This window comes from Armatimonadota bacterium, from assembly GCA_037138755.1.
In the GTDB taxonomy this organism is placed as follows: Bacteria; Armatimonadota; Fimbriimonadia; order Fimbriimonadales; family Fimbriimonadaceae; genus Fimbriimonas.
In genome coordinates, this window is record JBAXHT010000001.1 from 343,543 (window position 1) to 362,736 (window position 19,194).

A 19,194-nucleotide genomic window follows, 5' to 3' on the forward strand; every position below is an offset into this window, starting at 1 on the left:
AACACTTTTTGATTCGCTAGTACCATAGCTTAATTTTATCTGCTAGTTTCATACAAATGCTTCCCAGTTGGGTAACCCAAATTAGACATTGATGGTTTGAGTTCGCAGGTGGGGCACGCTGGTCGAGATGCGTGCTTAAGTTCTGGAGCGCGGCCAAGTATTGCGGAGCGATTCTTGAACTGCGGAGGTGCCACCGAAGCTCTTCCGATGCCTGGTGTCCTCTACCCCGCATACCAAAACCCCCGACTCGATCCCACGATTTTGTTTAACCTCGGAATTCTGACTAACAACCTCAAGGTGAGGAAGGGATCACCTTCTGAACGATAGTTAGGGCAGTCTGAAAACGTTCCACACCGTGGAGTCTCAGATGATGAGCTACATCGAAAGCACGCTCCGCTACGACTTCCTGACCGATAACCTAGGCTCCATCACTGCCATCATCGACGTAAGCCAGATTAGAGCGTGGGACACCTGCCACTCGGCTTGACTTCTCGCCATTTTCTTTCCGGCTGTTAACTGCAGAATCGGCTCTTTTGTTGTCTTGTTGGTGTGCCAGACCTTTTCCCCCTACGACTTTCCTTACTACAGTTGCAAGCTTGCAGATTCGGAAAGGCGCTTAAAGTGATCTTCCGAAGAAAACATCACCGCCGGTTGGACGTAAAAACTTCTTCGACGGAATAAAACTGAGACCCTATTGCTGAAAGTTTATAAAAATTTACAAAAAGTGCTTGACAATTTTCTGATCGCGGGTTTAGAATTCCGCATGAGAAGAAGTTTAGTCACGTGTCTCGCTCTTTCGGCGGGGGTGCTACCGTCGCTCGTCATCGCTCAGCAAGACGAGAGTACATCCCCTCTTGCGCTGAGACTGAGGACCTCAGTTCTCGGAGAAGTTGTCTCAACTGTTCCCAGTTGCACCTCTTTATCATCGGGAGAAGTTGGCTTACATACCGCTCTTCTGGATTTGTTCCGACTCGGCAGAGATAACTTTTCTAGAAGCGTAGTCGTTCGTTTTGACAAAAGCATTCCACCGGCCGCGTTCAAAAATCAAAGGGCTTCTCGTGATAAGCCGACGTACGGAGGACCCAAAGCAAACTTGTTCAACATGCTCCCTGATCGAACAGTTGACCTATTCGTTGTGTATAGAGGAACCGAGGAAGTGAAAATTGATACTGACTCAAAGTTCCAAAAGGTTGGAGATGTGTTAGACGTCTCAACGGTGGAAATTAAGGGCGAGACCAACCTAGAAGGCGTTAAGGTAGCTCACTATCAGTGCGCCCAAGGATTGTATTACGGGGTGACGACAATCACAGTCGGCGGAAAATCTCAGTCATTCACCGTCAACGAGGCCGAGGCAATCGACGAGTTCTCCGGCTTGAAGTTGATCGCAATCTACCAAGCGGATTCCCCCGGTCGGCTGGGTTTGCGAAGTCCTATTGCAGGCATTAGTCGCTCGAGGAATCCCGCGGCTGCGTTTCTAACCTTTGACGCCATCGCGATAATCGATCCAGCGGCAAACAACCCTTCTCTGGGCGCAGGAATCACTTATAACTTCTCTTTTGGTGCAAGGCAGGATGAGAATTTGGAAGGTAGGTACGGATTCCCTCTTTTCTTCTCAGTTACTGTGGGGATCAACGGTCTTGGCTCTAGCGGTCAAGTCGGAAGTGGACGTCCCTTCATCGCCCCGGGAATCACGTTAAGATTCCGAACCTAAAAACTCATGGCAAAAAAACTATGCATTGACCCTGGACATGGTCTTGGAAACAAGGCCCCGACCGTATTCGACCCTGGAGCAATTTCTGAAGGCGTTTCTGAAGCAGACGTCGTCCTCGCCTATGCGCTAGCGATAAAGTTTGTTGCGCTTCAGCGAGGAATTCACGTCTTTCTGACTCGCGATGAGCAAAGTGATGTAACTCCTGTTGGATCGAGAGCCGGTGCTGCGCGGCAGGCAGGTTGCGACCTTTTCATCAGCTTGCATCTGAACTCTGCCTCTCCCTCGGCAAGCGGTACAGAAACCTACTACCGAGACGCGGCCGACAAAAAGCTTGCCGAAGTAGTTCAAACTGCCGTGCTCACGGCACTGCAGTTTAAAGACCGTAGAGTGAAAAATGAGAAGCAGTCGCAACATCCGAGATTGGCGGTACTGGATTTTTCCGGACCCGCGTGCTTAGTGGAACTAGGTTTTGTGTCGAACGCAAACAACAGGCAGAAACTCCTTCTTCGTTCGTCCAGACTTGCAGTAGCTCACGCGATTCTTGATGCTGTGATCGCCGCTTACGGGCCGCTGTCGTGATGCAAGCAAGTGGTCCCTCGCCGCGATTACGGATGTGCTGCTGGTTGCCACGAATATAGCTGTGTTGACTGCTATAGCACTCGGCATTTGTCGGTCACAGCACTTTCAATCGGATACTGTGTGGAGAAATGCTCTGATGCCATGAGAATCGACGACTTGGTTCAAGTTTCATGCTCAGTAGCCCTATCGAATATATGTAACTGACTTATGATCGTCTTCCTAAGCGATATTCATTTCAGCGATGGCACTGCGGGTCCACCGAACGTGCCTCCGGGGGCGTTTAGGGGTGCCTACAAGGACTTGAAGGAAATGGCACGCGATGCAAAAGCCCAGCGACTTGAAATTGTGTTTCTCGGCGATATTTTCGACCTCATTCGGACTGCAGCTTGGCAAGACGTCGTTGAGCCGATGAGGCCCTGGGGACAACCTGATGGAGTCTGGACCTCCGATCAGGACAATGCGGCATTGAAACTCCTCGAGTCGATTTCTGATTTGAACAACGAAGCTCTTGAAGTCCTGGCAAGCTCACCCATCGAGAACACGATCCGAACTTTCATCCCCGGCAATCACGATCGGATCGTCAATCTTTCGCCCAAGTTAAGAACCCAAGTATGTAAGGCCCTAGACTTAGCTCACAATCCTGCCAGAAAATTCAAGCACCACTTTGCAAACTCACAGGCTCGCACATTTGCACGACATGGGCACGAGTTCGACGCGTTTAATTTTGAGGGGAGCAAGAGTTTCGCAAAGCGAAAGTGGACCGAAATTCCTCAGCGAGACTACGACATGACTCCAATTGGTGACCTATTAGCAGCCGAGATTTCTGCCAAACTGCCAGGCGCAGTTATGAAGAAGTTGCCCGTGGGAGAAAAGAGCTACCCCGAGTTAGCCGCCAGATTACGAGATCTCTTTGACGTTCGACCAGCCACTGCGATACTCGCATTTCTTGGCTACCAGATCCAAAATTTTAATGACCCGGAGATCACAAAGGCAATAAACAGAGGATTCCAAGAAGTCGTTTCTGAGTTTCGGGAACTCACTTATGTTCAACGGTGGATAGAGAAAAAGGATCGCTTGTACAACCCATTCGATAAAGCCGACATATTGCAATTTATTCTGTTTTTGGGTAAACACGTTGACTTAAGCCAACTCGAAGCAGCGGCGAAAGGATACGAGTTTTTTTCGCGCTCGCGCTCGAGTGACAATTTAGCCCAAGATGCGGCCGAAGAGTTTCGACGGCTAGACCAATCATACGAGTTCAATGATCCGCCTGTGGAGTTCGTACTGTACGGACACACACATTCACCAGAACAGAGACTTATTGCCATTCAGGGCCACGAACCAAATGTCCGCCCCCGGTTCTACCTCAATACGGGCATGTGGCGCCCAATGCACAACCAAGGACTCCTTGACGGATTCGCGTCATGGGACACGCTGTGCTACACGGTTATCTACGAACCTGGCGAGGAATGGAAAGGTAATTTCAAATGCGATAGGCCGATGTTCGAAGTTTGGACCGGCGGGCTGGAACGATGACTCGCTGGAAGTCCGCTAGCGCACATCTTCAGCTGCGAAATCTAGAGAATCAGAGTCAGCATGACACCATCCACAACGTCGCCTGCTGGCCCGACCTGGTCAACCACATAGAATTCCGGTCCTGCCGTTCCAATGACAGTTCAATAGTCTTCATGCAGCGTTCCGAATGGCACTGGGGACAAATCCTAGGTTCCACGATCCAACCCAGGCCCCCGGTAGTGGCGGTCAGTTTGGCAATACAATCTAAGTCCAAAAAAGTGGGCCGAGGAAATCTTCGGATCGCTTTGCAGCGTTCGTTTAGTTAGGCCATGAGGGGAGAGACTTCACCACCGGGGGGACCCTCAACGATACGAGGTATCGAATACCAGATTCTCGGAAGCCTTTTTGAACTCACGGAAATGCACATTGGGACTCTTCATAAAGCTCCCGATGGAGAAGTGCTTCACGCTTCTGTGACTCTCGAACCCAGTCAGCTCGGCGGAGATTGCATCTCAAGGCGAAACGAGCACCGAAAGCACATTCAATTCAAGTCTCGAAGCTTAAGGTCGCCATGGCCCTTTAAGCTCATTCTTGAGGAGGTACTACCAAACTTGCTAAAGAGCGTAGACGTTGATCTTACAGACGACTTCGTATTCACCACAAATGGGAGGATCGGAATGTGGGCTGAAGTCGCGGATTGGATGGCCGAATTCAAGGGGCGGCAAATACCTCAAACCATGGAAGGTTTTGGAGAAGCCTGGAATCCTTCTCGCCTGATCGAACTGCCATGCCAGATCTTGCACAAGCATAAGGGCGACGTAGTAACTGAGCAAGAGTTCTTCGGGATATTAACGAAGCAACTGATAGGAATTGAACCCGAACCCAGGTTTGAATCCTATCAAAAGCTATGGCGGCTACTCTCAGGATTGGAGTTCTGCTGGAGACAAGATGACGCTTACTGGAAAGAGGTGGTCAGCAATAGCTTGTCCAGCCTAGTTCCCGATTCTGACAAAAGGAAGAACCTGATCAATCTGATGCTGAGGAGAGTGCAGGAACTCTCCCAGCAGGGAGACCAGATTATTACGAGTGAAGACTTCTTTGCTCAATATGAGTTAAATCTGAGCGCCTGGTTCGATTGGAAGAACATCATTACTGCATCTCAAAGTGCGCTTGGAAGAAAACTGCGAACGAGACGCTACCTTGAAACAGCTGATGCGCGAAGACTGGCCAACCCTCATGTGGATAACGAAACAGCAGGCAACCCGAGCCCTTTCGTGATACTAAAGGGACCCAGTGGTCAAGGTAAATCATGGGAGCTAAGTTCCCGTGCCATTGCCTGGTCGAAGAAAGTGCCTGTACTTATTGAGAAGGCCTCAGGCTCCGCTGTAAATATGAAGACAGCACTTGAGAAGAGATTTGCATCTGAGGTCTGTGGAAGGACAGAGTCACTCCCGTTTGAAGCGTATCCTGAGCTTATTGGAAGGGCACATGCAGACCACAGAGATCACTGGCTTACAATCGCCATCGATCAGGTCGAATCAGCCGATTGGATTGATGACATCTACCACCTGTTCGACCCGATTGATGGAATCCGCATTATCGTGGCTTCCCAGGATGATCCGGCGAATCAGTTTCTCACGGGCGCGCCAGATAATGTAGCAGCCTATGAAGTTGAGAGTTTTTCTGACAAGGAACTAGCATGTCTTCTAACTGACGGTGATCTGGGCAGGATTTACGGAATGGAGCCGAAGCTTCAAGAAACCCTGCGGCTACCGCTACTCGCTAGTCTCTACAAGCAAGTCGATTCGAACGAGTTTCGTCCGGAAAGCGAGTACCAACTATATGACACCTACTTCAAACAGTTTTATAAAAAGCTCAGATCAGTCGATTCAGCGGTTGTAAGAACTGCTCTGTTTAGGGCAAGCCTGGCAGTCGCTCGCAAAGAACATTATCCTTGGACTGTTTCAGACCTCACCTCGTTTGGCCTCACGCCAACGTTGATCCAAATCTTGGTCGATTCCGGTTTCCTCGTACCAACAGATCAGGGAAAGTTTGAAATTTGGCATGATCGAATTCTTGAATGGCTGTTGGCTGAAGCCAAGGTTGATCAGCTGTCTAGGTCCGAAATCCAGACGGAGGACTTCATAGACGCGTGGATATTCGAATTCAATCACGCTCCACAGCATCTGAATTTTTCTGGTTATTGGCTCATGGATACTCTCTGGATCCTGACATCATCACCTGCGGCCGGTCGAAATCTTCTAAGTGACCTCTTTGCGGAATTGGAAACCAAGATTCATAACTTCCAAGCCTTTGTTGAGAACATGCTGGGGACACTCGGGAACAAGATCTCTGCGACTGTCCTGAACAGGATCCAAGCAACTGAGGGGAATCGTCACACTCTCTGGCGACGTAGCTACGTTGATTTCTTGGCACAATTTCCCATTCCAGAGGTTGAGCCTTTCATGCTTCATAACGCAGATAGTGTCAACTCAGAAGCAAGGGTAGCCTCTTATGCCTACTTTAAGAAGGCTTCGGATACAGCGGCAATCGAAGTTCTCTGGGCAAGATATTTGAAAGTCTTGGCCGACAGCGGTATTGGATATGACAATCGCCCCGACGAAAAGCCGGACAACTACGGTGAAAGCCGAGATATTTTTGACACATTGTATCGTTGCTTACCAACGTCAACCGACTCGATTCTGACAAAACTGGCTTCGCCACAAGACCATCCGAGGGGTGTTCCGTTGCTGCTGGCCGTTTTGCGCAACATTCCAAGTGGCAAGGAACTTTGGTCGTGCTACAAAGAGCGTTTGATCGAGTTTCTGCCCGTGGACGAACGTTGGCAGCGCGCTCGAACGGCTGGAGCATTTAAGGACTCCGAAGAATTATTGTGGCTTTGCTCTGTTCTCAAAGAAGAAGATTTTGCACTCCCTGGCGAAGCATTAAAAGCATTAGTGAAGATTGATGAGCATATGGCTATCAAATCACTGCAGCATTGCGATCCTTCGAAGGTGTATATGTCCAGGAGGGAGATCATTGAGCCTCTCTGCTATCTAAGGCATCGCGAGACAATTAATGAAATTGAGCGCCTGATGACCTCAAACCCAGATCGTCTGGTTCTTTATGCTCAGTGGTTCGTTGATACACCCAACTTACTGAGTGTTCGAGCTTTGGAGCTTATCCTCGACGGTTTAGAGGCAAAGTTAGGTGGTGGGGATCCGAATCATGTTTATCGATGGATGCAGGTGCTTGAAGGAATCTCCGAGCCTGAACTACTTTCAGCAATGGCGGGTCGAAGGGGCACACTGTTTGATTCTGAACTAACAAGGATGCTTTGTTCTCGAACAAGCGTGCCTTCCCGATTCTTTGACTCTGCGCGGGCTGCAAGCTCAAATGTACTCCAGAAGGTCTCACCCCAGGGGGTTGCTAAATTAGCAAATCAGTGGCTGAGGTCAAAGGACCGATTTGTGAGAATGGCGGCCTTTGATCTGATTCCTTTTGGCTATGACTCCAAAACTCTTGAGGTCATACGTGTAAACATTTTTGATTCAAAGAATGGCACTGATGAATCGCATTCGATAGGTGGAGTTCAACACGCTTTAGCGATTGTGCAAGAGTGGGCTCTGCTCATTGAATCCTTGTTGCACAGACCTTCTGATTCAACCCAAGAAATTGCAAATTTTCGTTTGGATAAGGACCCGGTAGCGGATTCTGAACTGTCCGAGGTCCTCCAGATTTGGGAGTACGACAGCAAGAGCCGTGGAGCAATCATGGCTCTTGGTTTTGCACAACGGGCTGAGTATGCGGACGACATTGCAACGATTCTCAGGAGCCAACCCGCAGAAGATCCTCTCTTCGCGAGCTGTCTATGGAGCCTGAATATGATGCCAGTAATGTCGCCATATGCCTCCGAGATCTTGGCTGAGATTGCGGTAAACAGTGGTCATTGGCTGGCAATCCGAGCACTTGAAGTGGCCGGAGACTTGGAATCAAAACGCCGACTGGTTTCGCTGATTGAGCGCGCTTACAAAAACCCGGTGAACCTCCCCATTGGGTTGGACCGAGTTCACACAATAACTAGTCTGACCGAGCACCTGCTGTTGATTCCCGAGATCGCACCTGCAGTCCAGCGACTTTGTATCGAACTTGTAGAATCGGGCATCGAGCGAAACGTTTTCGCGAGGGAGTTGGTCAATTCTATGGGATGGTTTGCGTTGGGAACTCCACAGTTCCAGTTCCTATTTCACAATCCGGATGTAATCGAATATTGTCGCAGAATCGCTTTCCAGGCAGATTCGAGGGTTCGATTCGTCGGCAACAAACGGAACGCAGTCCGAGGACTATCGATAACCAATCCGGGTCTGGCGTTCAGCGCGACGTTGCACATATTGCAAACCGAATCAGCGCATGATAGAGAACTTGCGCCATTCGATCTGCTGCGATACGACGAAGCACGAGGAATCGAAGCTCTTTTGGCACAGTTTCTATGCGTTAGTGATGAAGTCTTCCGCACCTATATAGGCGTTGCCCTCGCTCCTCATGTAGACCGATTGGTTCTTATCCAAGATCTCAACCATGCTGATGAAGCTGTAGTCAAGCGGGCGATATTCCTACTAAGTCTTCAAGGCGAATGCGAAGAGAATCTTGCGCTTCTAACTCCACTTATACGCCACACCAGCAGAGATGTAGCGCACGATGCTCTTGTTGGTGTTTCAAAGATTAATAGAAGTATGACTGCAAAGCGCCTCGTGGACAAGTTGGCTTTGGAACAGGATCGATTTAGGCGATACATGATGATTGATTGCCTCGCCTCAACAGTTTTTCCTGAACTCGAATATTGTGGAATGCCCGATTTGCTTGACAAGGTTATCCAGCATGAAGACTATGCAATCCAAAATGCAATGCGAGAAAAAGTCAAGAAACGACAGAAAGACCTTCAGCGCGACCTGGAAAGAAAGAGCTGATCCTGAACAGCGCCACTTATCTTTGCTCGCGACCGCGTAGGGGCACTTAAAGGTATGTCCATTTGAGGAGATAAGGTGATTTTTAAGTTCATGACACGAAGATTCTCGTATTAATCATTTCGGAGAGATGGATCGCTCATCAGGCTCGATATCGCCCTCTGCGTGACCGACATCGGAACCTGAGTGTTTGCTTGTTCTCGCCTTGAGCGTTCAACAAAGTCGTCTGCTTCTGAGTCGAATAAATATAGCGTGTCGAGCTCCCCAACGTATTCGAGCGGCCAGGAAATTGGTGCATCTGGAATAACGTATATGTCCAAGGCGGGAACTTGTATCGTAAGATCGTGGCAGGAACCTATTTCACGCTCTCTTTTTGCAATCAACTCGAACGCATGACTAGTCACAATGTAAGTCGAGATTACAGATTCGGTGTATTCATCCAACCCATATTTGACTCGGTTAGGATTAACTTCCTTTAGAACGCCGATCGCCGAGAAATGTGTGTTGAGATGGGCACGATCAGGGTCGTTTAGTTTTCCGTCCTCTGCGCGACCAAACCTGATGGCAGGTTCATCCGAGTGCAGTGTGAATCTGACCTGAGGCCATCCATACAAGACGGAGGCCACTGTCCTATGGTCAATATCGGCAGTATGAGTCCAGTCGGCTACGACGAGCATGCCTGGTACAGGGCCGCATTTCCGAAACTGCTCCGACTTCCGACGAATCTTCTTCTCGAGAAATTGATAGCCTTTGCTCGGTCCGGTTCGGGTAACGCCGCCTTCGCAGTGTTCCGCCTTGGCGAAAAGCTCATCGAGGTCTCGCTTGTCCTCCTCCGTGAATAATCTGTCCGCAATCTCCCAGTAGACGATGGGTTCCCCTGAAGATGTCCAGCAACTGAAGTCCGGCTTTGAGCCTTCAATCGGCTTTTCATGTTCAAATTCGAGCCTCCAATACTTTAAATATTGCTCAAAGACACTTTCGGAATTCTTCATCGACATTTAATCTATTCAACCTCGAAGCTGCATGCCGATGTTCTACCCCGGCTTGGGAAGCAAGAGCGTCTATGGCTTGCTAGGCCCAAACGAGGTTAGCCGTACTCTGTTAGTGTGGATGATTCAGGGATGTACAATTTTGGTCTCTCGAATGACTCTCAAATGACTCTCAAATGACTCTCAAATGGGGAAGAATATGATAGATGCTCAGGCACGTAGGTAGATTCAAACGAGTGAGTTTGAACCGCCCAAAACTCCCTTGAGGTGGTAGTGCTCACAAGGCGTGAAGGTTCGAGTCCTTTCCCGCGCACCAAATCCACTTGAAACTCTTTCCGGTAATCAGCCGTGTAGACTTGTGCTCGCTTTTGTTAAGCATTCTAGTCAGAGGTAGCTGAGCTTTCCTGGCCGCTGAGTACGATGGTTTCATGAATCGCCTGTACTACTACGTCTCACAAGGCATGCACAGTGAGGTCAAAGCACTCATCGCCAGCGGAGCAGATGTCAATGGGGAGGTAGCAAACCTAACTCCGCTTGATGAAGCCGTAAACAACAACGACGTTCGGATGGTCCAGATCCTGACTGAGGCGGGGGCGAACGTGAACCATGGCCATCCAAGAACGGGGAATACAGCCCTTTCTAGCGCCGTAACGAAAGATATTCGAATTATTGAGATGCTTCTTCAAGCAGGGGCAGATGTCGAGGGGGGCAAAACTAAAGGCACTCCGCTCTGCTTTGCTGCTGCATTTCGAAAGCGAGAAGCTTATGATCGACTCATCGCGGCGGGAGCGAATCCTCAAGCTATGATGCACGGCCTGGCCGCTCGCGAGGAGATCGAAAAACCTTCTCTCTCAGAGGAATCCATGAAAGTTCACGAGCGCATGCAAGCCGAGAACCAGCGACCGGATCGACACGCTGACACCATTCGTCAAATGATGTCTCACCACCCTACAGCGGAGGAATACGCCGCTCATCGTGGTCGGGGCATCTATGTCTTCTCCCTGCACCAAGGAGTCTTCAATGATCCAGAGGTCGAAACCTGGGCCAAGCGTCTCGCCGAAATCATCTTTACCCCCGGATTACTGGCCCAAATGGAGGAGAAGTATCTCGTTGGCGAAGAACTCGACGCGGCCAGAAGAGAGCGCAATCGATTGGAGCGATGGGGCGCTCGACAGGCCGCAAAAGAGCGACGAATAGCTGAGTCGAATCAAGCATGGGAGTCCTAGCCCACTTGATGCTCTGGAGTCCTCGACTCCGCTGGCTCAAATGACTCGTCGCCTACAATCCACAATCCACAATTCACAATCCCAACCGAGAACCGAGAACCGAGAACCGAAATCCGACGAGAATCAATAAACAAGGTTGACAAAATGCCCGTGGCGTCGCCTATAAGTGATGACGAAGATTTCCGTACCGCGGCTGACACTCCGCGAAGAGATCGATGCTGTTCAACGTTGCTCGAACTTCTTTTGAGTGTGCGCGGTTCACCGCCGCTTTACACCTCCCGAGTCATCGAAAGTAGAGCTTCCAAAAACCCTAGATCGAAACCCAAAATGAGAAGCCCGGCTCAATCAATCAACTCCCAACTCAATACCATGTCCCCACTTGTCCCCACCAAAAACACAAAATGAGCTGCCCGTTGAACCCAATTCCCCACTAAAATGCGTCGCAGTTCTTTCGAACAATGCCGACTGCCACCCGCCTTCTCAAAACCCCCGGTAACATCCACCGAGCAATGTCCCACGAACTCCGTTTCCGCCAGGTCCACCTCGACTTCCACACCTCCGAGCACATCCCCGGAATTGGAAGTGAATTCGACCCAGACCAATTCGTCCATACGCTTTCGGAAGCCGCAGTTGACAGCATCACCTGCTTCAGCCGCTGCCATCACGGCTACATTTATCACGACACCAATCTGCCCTATCAGCATCCTGATCTGAAGTGCAACATGCTCATCGAGCAAGTGAGGGCGTGCCACAAAGCTGACATCAAAGTTCCTGTCTATATCACGGCCGGCTGGGACCACCTTCAATCGACTCTGCACCCGGAGTGGAACCAAGTCGATTCGACCGGGAAAATGCGCGGCCGAGAGCCACTCACCAACGGCTGGGGTTGGTACTACCTCGACTTCGCCTCGCCCTACGTTGATTATTTGGAACAGCAAACCGCAGAAATCTGCGAAATGCTCGGTGACGAACTCGATGGAGTGTTCTTCGACATCATCCACCAGCTCTATGTTCACAGCGCAGCGTGCATGGCACGGTTCGACCAACTCGGCTGGGATCCCACCAGTGAAGCCGACCAAAAGCGCCTGGGATTCCTTGTGCTGAAGGAACTCACCGACCGGCTCTACGCCGTCGTACGGCGGTACAGCAAAACTGCAACCGTCTTCTTCAACGGTGGACACATCGGTCCTGACTTCCGCGAACGTCTTGCCAACTACACCCACATGGAAGTCGAGTCGCTCCCTTCTGGTGGATGGGGCTACATGCACTTCCCGATGACTGCGCGATACACCCGCACTTTCGGGCTCGACTTCTTGGGAATGACTGGAAAATTCAGCGAATCCTGGGGTCATTTCCAAAGCTACAAGAACCAAGCCGCCCTAGAGTTCGAATGCTTCTCCGCCCTCGCTCAAGGTGGAAAGTGCTCGGTAGGTGACCAACTTCCGCCACGAGGCGTTCTCGACTCCGAAACATACAAACTGATCGGCTCCGTATACCGCCAAGTGCGCGATGTCGAGCCGTGGTGCATCGGAGCCAGGGCGCTCACCGAGATCGCAGTTGTTAACTCCGAAGGCTATCAAAAGACCACGGAACGCATAGACCCACGAAACCTTGGCGCCGCTCGAATCCTGATGGAAGGCCATCACCAGTTCGACTTCGTCGATCTCTCGGCCGACCTCAGCAAGTATTCCGTTTTGATTCTCACAGACGGCTTGGCGATAACCGACATGAAGCCGGTTGAAAAGTTTATGGCCCGTGGCGGCAAAGTAATCGTAGCTGCTGAAACTCTGCTAGATGAAAATGGTGCGGTTCACAAGGCGTTCCAATCAGCAGTGTCCAAGGCAAATGGTGACCTGCCGTACTCACCTGATTTCCTTAGGCTTGCTGGATCCGAGACGGACTACGTCATGTACGAGAAAGGAGTATTGCTTCAAGCTACCCCTGGAGCCGAAAGCTTGGCAACGATCTCGGAACCCTACTTCAATCGAACCTACGCCACCTTCTGCTCCCACGCCCACACCCCGGTGAACGAGGCGACCGACAAGCCGGGAGCGATCCGTAAAGATAATCTGGTGGTCTTTGCGCACCCCGTCTTCAGCACATACGCCAAGCACAGCATGAGCTTCCACCGTGATCTCGTGCTCGGTTCTTTGAAGACACTGTTGCCGACACCACTGCTGGAAGTCGACGGGCCAACCAGCCTCCAAGCCTCGATCACCCAACAGGGCGACCGACGCATCGTTCACCTCCTGCACTACATCCCCGAGCGGCGTGGTCTGAAGTTCGACGTCGTGGAAGATCGCATGGTGATCACGTCAACCGAAGTTCGAGTTCGGGGCACGGCAAAGTCGGTGACTCTTGTCCCCTCGGGCGAAAGTTTGAGCTTCGAGCAACGCGGCGACCAAGTCGCCTTCACGATTCCCCAGAGCGACGGAAAGCTGATGGTCTGCATCGACTAAGCAGATTCAATCTTTCCAGGACACTTTTTGGAAACGTCGCTGAGCCCACCCGGGATTTCGGCGACGTTTTCGAACCCTGCCTTTTTGAGAATCGAGACGGCTATCGGTGACCGGTTTCCTCCTGCGCAGTGAACTACAACGCGTGAATCGCGGGGAACTTCGTCGAGTCTTTGCGAGAGGTAGCCCAACGGGATGTGGTGAGCGACTTTCATGTGTGCGTCATTCCACTCGCTCTGCCCGCGCACGTCTAGCACATACTCCTCGTTCGTCACCTGACCACAGGTCGTCAGCTTGAAAGGCTCAACCTTGTCAGGTGCTGGCATCCATCCGCTCGCAACATCGAGACCGATGGTCGCCATGTCTCGCGCCACACGATTGGCTTGGCTTTGGGAGTCTGCGATCAGCACAATCGGAACATCGTAGTTGAGGAGCCAACCCGCCCAGGTGATGAGCCCCTTATTGTCTGGTAGCGCCAACGTGCCGGAAACATAACCTTCTCGAATCGCCGAGCCCGCCCGGACATCGACAATATCCTTGCTGCCTGCTGATTCGACACGGCGAACTACTGGCATCGCTCCAAGCACCGCCGGGCCGCGCTTGTTCCGCATCTTCATTTCTTTGAAGTAGAACGGTGGTTCGGGCTGTCCCTTGAGAACTTCCTCCACGAAATCATCCTCATTGGCTACGAGAAACGCCCAGTTCGCTTTGCGCTCATATCCGAGGGAGGTGACAGGGGAGCCACCGAGCGACTTTCCGCACGCCGAACCCGCACCGTGGGCAGGCCAAAGAAGCAAAGAATCTGGGAGCGCAGAAGTTCTCTGGATCGACTGAAAGAGAACCCGAGCCCCTTTCTCCATCGTGCCCGCAATATTCGCAGCTTTTTCGAGGAGATCGGGCCGCCCCACGTCACCAGCAAAGATGAAATCGCCGGTAAACAGTGAATGAGGTTCTTCGCTGGCTGGGTGGTCGGTGAGCAGAAACGACATATGCTCGGGAGTGTGGCCCGGCGTGTGAATGGCCTTGAGCGACAGGTTTCCAACTCGAATGGTGTGACCATCTTTCATCAATGTCACGTTGGGATCCGTCGAGAACTCGTAGGTCCAGTCTTGGCCACCCTCGTCGCTGAGGAAGACCTTTGCTTCCGTTGCAGCAGCAAGCTCTCGAGTTCCCGAAAGGTAGTCGGCGTGAATGTGGGTTTCAGTCACGTGGGTGATGGCCAGACCTTCGGCAGCCGCCATTTCAAGATACTGGGCGATGTCGCGCAACGGATCGATCACTATGGCCTCACCAGTCTTGGCACAGCCGACGAGGTAGCTGGCTTGAGCGAGTTTGGGTTCAAAGAAGTTGCGAATGATCATATAGTCACCTTCGTCGTTGAAGCTGAGTCGGCAGGCTACGCATTGTTCCAAGAGGGCTTGGCAAGCCCGTTCGATATGCTCTAGAGATTAGTGATACCCGCGAACCTCCGTCCGTTGCCGAAGAATGTAGCAAATCATTCCAGCGCGACTGACAATGAAGATGAGATCGAGCTGCTCAGCCTCAAGACTGTTTTCGAACGTTTAGCGCGATCTCGTGAATCAGGGCAGAGTGCTCTTCCATGACCCGAGTGGTGATGTCTCCGAACCGTTCCAGCGGCGGAGCGATACCGAGTTTCCAACTCTGGTCGTTAAGCTGATCCATTTCGAATTTTACGTGGGCGAGGCTGGCTGCGAGCTCTCTTTCGGAGTCTTCCCTGACTTGTTTGAAACGATCAAGTTTGGCTCTTCGAGCTGGATCTGGTTCGGACTGGATTCTCTTTTCCAACAAATCATGAAGCTGCCGTTGTAGCTTTTCGATTGGATTATCGCTCAAGGGTGTTCCTCCAAGAGCGTAGTGCCTCGGTCCGTGACTTGACTGCGACGAGGTCAGCGTCATATCTGGCAAGCTGCTTCGCAAGGAGCCCTAAGGAAGATTCCCGGCTTTCCTCAAGGCGTTTCGCTGATGCGATCATGTTCTCGTTCGGCTTCTTCATGATTTCACCAACTTGGAGCTGCATGCGTTCCATTGATAGCCTCATAAACTCCTCGGAGAATTTTCGTTGCTCCCGCTTGCGCTCAAGTCTCGCGATACGATCCCGAAGCATCTCATTGACATGAATCAGGTCCCCTTCGATCATTTTTGCACCAACTCCAGAATCTCTTTGAGAAGGCGAGTTTGCTCCTGATACTCAGCCACCACCGCTGCGCGAAACTCTTCCTCTTTCTTCCTTGTCTCCTCCATTTGCGCCTTCATGCGCTCCTGAGAAGCTTTGATCGATAATTCAGCGTTTTCTGCCTCATCCTGCTTCTCAATGAGCGGTTTGGAGAATTTTTCTTCAAACTCCTTTCGTGCCCGCTCGGCCTCGGCACGTTGGTCGGCCTCAAGCTGGAGCAGTTGTTTGAGGAGGGCGTGAGTTTCTTGGAGGAGCGGACTTTCTTCCACGAATTCATACTAACTGAACGACTTAACGAATTCAAGACATGCCAATCGAATCTAGTGTGAATACTTCCTTCGACTTGATCAGTTCCTAATCAGAACCGATCGCGCCAGGGCCACTTCGTGGGCTGATTCGGCAGCAGAAGTCGTTGTTGAGACCTTATCTAACTGCACTCAAGCGGTAGCCGAAACCCAATCTGCTAACCTCACCGTATCAGCAGGAAACGGAAATGGCGATTAATACGGGCTTCAACGGGAACGAGATATTCTGCTTAGCGAAGAAGGGCTACACTCCGGGAGAGTTGGTGATTGGAAACTCCGTCTGGTCTCGAGGCTTTATGGGAAGTCTCGCCCAGATCGGAAACACTCTTGCTGGTGGCGAAGTCACCCAGATGACAACCCTGATCCACGACGGTCGCAAGGCCGCCCTTGATCGCATGGAGGCTTGGACCGGGCTCCAAGGTGCTGTGGGTATTAGCGGCGTTACCAGCGAGCTCGTCATCCACGGTGGCAATATTGAGTTCCTTAGCATCGGCTCGGCAGTGCACCGGGAGGGAGTTAACGCTCCGGCGCTCGAATTCACCTCTAGTTCCGACGGTCAGGAAATCTATTGCCAGCTCGACTGTGGCTATCGTCCCGTCTCGTTTGCGTTCGGAAATGTTGCTTATTCGATTGGCCTCGGCGGCGGCATCATGGGCGGATTCCGGTCGCTGGTTCGGGGCGAGATTCCGGAGTTCAGCGATATCTTTTATCACACTCGGCACCTTGCTCTGGAACGCATCCAGAAGGAAGCTCGGGACAAAGGCGCGAACTGCGTGATCGGGATCAAGACTAACATCATCAAGTTCCAGGCACTTCAAGAGATGGTGATGCTCGGTACGGCCTCGCACCACGAGGCCTATGGGCCGGAATACAACGAACGGCCAGCCACCAGCGACATGACCGCCGAGGAAACTTGGAACATGATTCACTGCGGCTATCTGCCGCTAGAGCTTGTCCTAGGGGTCAGCGTCTACTCGCTCGGCTTCGTCGGAGGAATCACCTCCGCCTTCAAGTCGCTAGTTCGCGGCGAGATCGAGGAGCTGACGACGATGGTTTACGACGCCCGCGAAAATGCTCTTCACCGCATGATGGAGCATGCCGTGGCGGCAGGTGCTGACGATGTTGTCGGAATCAAAACCTACGTCTACTCCCTGGGCTCAGGGATTATTGAGTTCTTGGCCATTGGCACTGCGGTCAAGAAGATGCCCGGTCTCAAAACCGTGAGCGATACTCTTCCTCCGCAGGCAGTGATGACCGACAAGGATACGTTCATCAACCTGGCGGACGAGCGCATCGGGATGAACCTCAACGAAGGGCGCAAGTCTCGGTAAACTTGACTCCATGAACCTCGACTCCCAGCTCGCAACCATCCGCCGTGGAACTACGGAAGTGATCGGGGAAGAGGAGATTCTTCGTCGGATCAAGGAAGGCAGGACGCTCCGAGTCAAGCTTGGAGTTGATCCTACGGCTAAGGATGTGACCCTTGGCTGGGCGGTTGTTTTGCGCAAGCTGAGGGACTTCCAAAAAATGGGGCACATTGCTTGCCTGATCATCGGTGACTTTACCGCCCAAATCGGCGACCCAAGCGGGAAAAGCAAGACCCGGAAGCAGCTGACAAGAGAAGAAGTTCAGGCGAACGTGGACGCAGTTTCGAGCCAAATTTACAAGATTCTCGACCCTGAGAAGACTGAGATTTACTACAACAAGGACTGGCTGGGGAAGATGACGTTTGAAGACGTCATTCGCCTCTGCTCACGATACACAGTTGCACGAATCATGGAGCGGGACGACTTTACCAAGCGGTTCCAAACCAACCAGCCCATCGCCATGCACGAAATCCTTTACCCGCTGTGCCAAGGCATGGACTCGGTCGAGATCAAGTGCGACATCGAGATCGGTGGAAATGACCAGAAGTTCAATAACCTCGTCGGCCGAACCCTCATGGAACAGTACGGCCAGGAACCCCAAGCGGTCATCCTCTGCCCGCTCCTGGTTGGAACCGACGGCAAAGAGAAGATGAGCCAATCGCTGAGCAACTACATCTCGATCATGGATACGCCGAACGACATGTTCGGCAAAACGATGTCGATCCCTGATGAAATCATCGCGAACTGGTTTGAGCTCTGCACAGATGTTTCGCTGGATGAAGTGAAGGAAATGCTGTTGCCGGGCAAGAATCCACGCGATGCTAAGATTCGCCTTGCCCGCGAGATCGTCTCACTCTATCACTCACTGGAGGCTGGCGAGGAGGCCGAGCGGTTCTTTATCGAAACCTTTTCGCAACGCAAAGTTGTGACCGACGCCGAGGAAGCATCAATCCCCGAGGAGTTAGTACAGGACGGGATGGTTTCTATTCCAGCGCTAATCACATCACTCGGGCTTGCAGCCAGCAACGGGAAGGCAAAAGAGCTGATCTCGAGCGGAGCAGTGGCGTTGGACGGAGACAAAATCAGTGAACTCCGAATGAGCAGAGAAGATCTAGCCGGGAAAGTCTTGAAGGTGGGCAAGCACCAGTTTCGAACGCTTGTTTAGGCAGCAAACGCTGGGGAAGCTTTCATGACCGACTCAACCATCTTCCTGGCTGGGACTCGGGGCCCTGCGCCGATGGAGGCGAGGTGAGTGGCATAAAGGCCCATCAAAATCAGCATCAGTTGGGGCACAACGACCTCAGGATCCCCATTACCCGAGACTGCCACGAGAGACTTTAGGGTTTCCTCGATATCCTCGAAGTGGCGGTGAATCGCTTCGCCAATCTGCGAGTCGTCTTTTCCGAATTCAGCGACGGCGCGCATGTAAATATCATTGAGTTCGTGTCGAGACAGACGTTCTTCGAGAACTTCAAAAATGGCACCGATGAGCTGCTTGGTGTCCTTTTCGCGGTTGACTGCCTCGCCCTGAACACCGTTCATGCATTCTGCGTGAGACTCTTCGAGAGCGGCTACGACTAGCTCTTCCTTGTTCTTGAAGTGATAGAAGATGGTCATCTTGGAGACGCCTGCTTCCGTAGCGATCTGATCCAGACTGGTCTTTCCAAAACCTTGCGACGCGAAGACATGCCTTGCGGTGTCAAGGATATGCTGTCGTGTCGAACCAGTTCTCACAACAGCATGAGAAACGCTCATTTCTTTCATATTTCCCAATTGTAACCCTATCCAACGAAAGCTAGGAGGGTTTCGTTAGTCCAAGGCAAAGAAGTCTATATAACTCGGCATTATTGCGGCAAAAGGCGCAATTTCTAGTTCAACTTCGTGACGT

General features: G+C 51.6%; 14 protein-coding genes. 8 read left to right on the plus strand and 6 right to left on the minus strand.

The window, feature by feature from the left end; genetic code table 11:
* Positions 1–1,102 precede the first annotated feature (1,102 nt).
* The 4 genes from WCK51_01575 (at position 1,103) to WCK51_01590 (ending at position 8,772) form a co-directional block, all read left to right on the plus strand.
* Complete coding sequence (locus WCK51_01575; GenBank protein ID MEI7575553.1) at positions 1,103–1,711, plus strand: hypothetical protein; 609 nt, start codon at positions 1,103–1,105, stop codon at positions 1,709–1,711.
* 6 nt (positions 1,712–1,717) lie between these two features.
* Positions 1,718–2,290, plus strand: a complete 573-nt coding sequence (locus WCK51_01580; protein MEI7575554.1) for an N-acetylmuramoyl-L-alanine amidase — start codon at positions 1,718–1,720, stop codon at positions 2,288–2,290.
* 207 nt (positions 2,291–2,497) lie between these two features.
* Complete coding sequence (locus WCK51_01585; GenBank protein ID MEI7575555.1) at positions 2,498–3,826, plus strand: metallophosphoesterase; 1,329 nt, start codon at positions 2,498–2,500, stop codon at positions 3,824–3,826.
* A 656-nt stretch (positions 3,827–4,482) separates the two neighbouring features.
* Positions 4,483–8,772: a hypothetical protein gene (locus WCK51_01590; protein MEI7575556.1), complete on the plus strand. Its 4,290-nt coding sequence runs from the start codon at positions 4,483–4,485 to the stop codon at positions 8,770–8,772.
* 110 nt (positions 8,773–8,882) lie between these two features.
* Here WCK51_01590 and WCK51_01595 read toward each other — a convergent pair whose 3' ends face one another.
* Positions 8,883–9,761 (minus strand): hypothetical protein, encoded by an 879-nt coding sequence (locus tag WCK51_01595; protein MEI7575557.1) that lies wholly within the window; start codon positions 9,759–9,761, stop codon positions 8,883–8,885.
* Between the two features lie 425 nt (positions 9,762–10,186).
* On the opposite strand from WCK51_01595, the gene WCK51_01600 reads away from it, so the two are divergent.
* Positions 10,187–10,984, plus strand: coding sequence for a hypothetical protein (locus WCK51_01600; protein ID MEI7575558.1), 798 nt, complete (start codon positions 10,187–10,189; stop codon positions 10,982–10,984).
* 509 nt (positions 10,985–11,493) lie between these two features.
* Positions 11,494–13,443: an alpha-amylase family protein gene (locus WCK51_01605; GenBank protein ID MEI7575559.1), complete on the plus strand. Its 1,950-nt coding sequence runs from the start codon at positions 11,494–11,496 to the stop codon at positions 13,441–13,443.
* Here WCK51_01605 and WCK51_01610 read toward each other — a convergent pair.
* The 4 genes from WCK51_01610 to WCK51_01625 all read right to left on the minus strand — a co-directional run bounded on the left by WCK51_01610 (position 13,440) and on the right by WCK51_01625 (position 15,903).
* Positions 13,440–14,801 (minus strand): MBL fold metallo-hydrolase, encoded by a 1,362-nt coding sequence (locus tag WCK51_01610; protein MEI7575560.1) that lies wholly within the window; start codon positions 14,799–14,801, stop codon positions 13,440–13,442. The genes WCK51_01605 and WCK51_01610 overlap by 4 nt on opposite strands.
* A gap of 181 nt (positions 14,802–14,982) precedes the next feature.
* Entirely contained in the window at positions 14,983–15,123 is a 141-nt protein-coding gene (locus WCK51_01615) for a hypothetical protein (GenBank protein MEI7575561.1), read from the minus strand.
* A gap of 160 nt (positions 15,124–15,283) precedes the next feature.
* The gene (locus WCK51_01620; protein MEI7575562.1) at positions 15,284–15,598 is read right to left on the minus strand and encodes a hypothetical protein; all 315 of its coding nucleotides are present in this window, start codon (positions 15,596–15,598) and stop codon (positions 15,284–15,286) included.
* Positions 15,595–15,903, minus strand: a complete 309-nt coding sequence (locus tag WCK51_01625) for a hypothetical protein (protein MEI7575563.1) — start codon at positions 15,901–15,903, stop codon at positions 15,595–15,597. The genes WCK51_01620 and WCK51_01625 overlap by 4 nt, the downstream gene beginning before the upstream one ends.
* Positions 15,904–16,127: 224 nt before the next feature.
* Between WCK51_01625 and WCK51_01630 the strand changes: the two genes are divergently transcribed.
* A complete protein-coding gene (locus WCK51_01630; protein ID MEI7575564.1) occupies positions 16,128–17,270 on the plus strand; it encodes a heavy metal-binding domain-containing protein in 1,143 nt (380 codons plus the stop codon).
* A gap of 10 nt (positions 17,271–17,280) precedes the next feature.
* Complete coding sequence (gene tyrS / locus WCK51_01635; protein MEI7575565.1) at positions 17,281–18,471, plus strand: tyrosine--tRNA ligase; 1,191 nt, start codon at positions 17,281–17,283, stop codon at positions 18,469–18,471.
* Here the strand turns inward: tyrS and WCK51_01640 are convergent.
* Positions 18,468–19,061: a TetR/AcrR family transcriptional regulator gene (locus WCK51_01640; GenBank protein MEI7575566.1), complete on the minus strand. Its 594-nt coding sequence runs from the start codon at positions 19,059–19,061 to the stop codon at positions 18,468–18,470. The two genes, tyrS and WCK51_01640, sit on opposite strands and share 4 nt — an antisense overlap.
* Between the last annotated feature and the right edge of the window lie 133 nt (positions 19,062–19,194).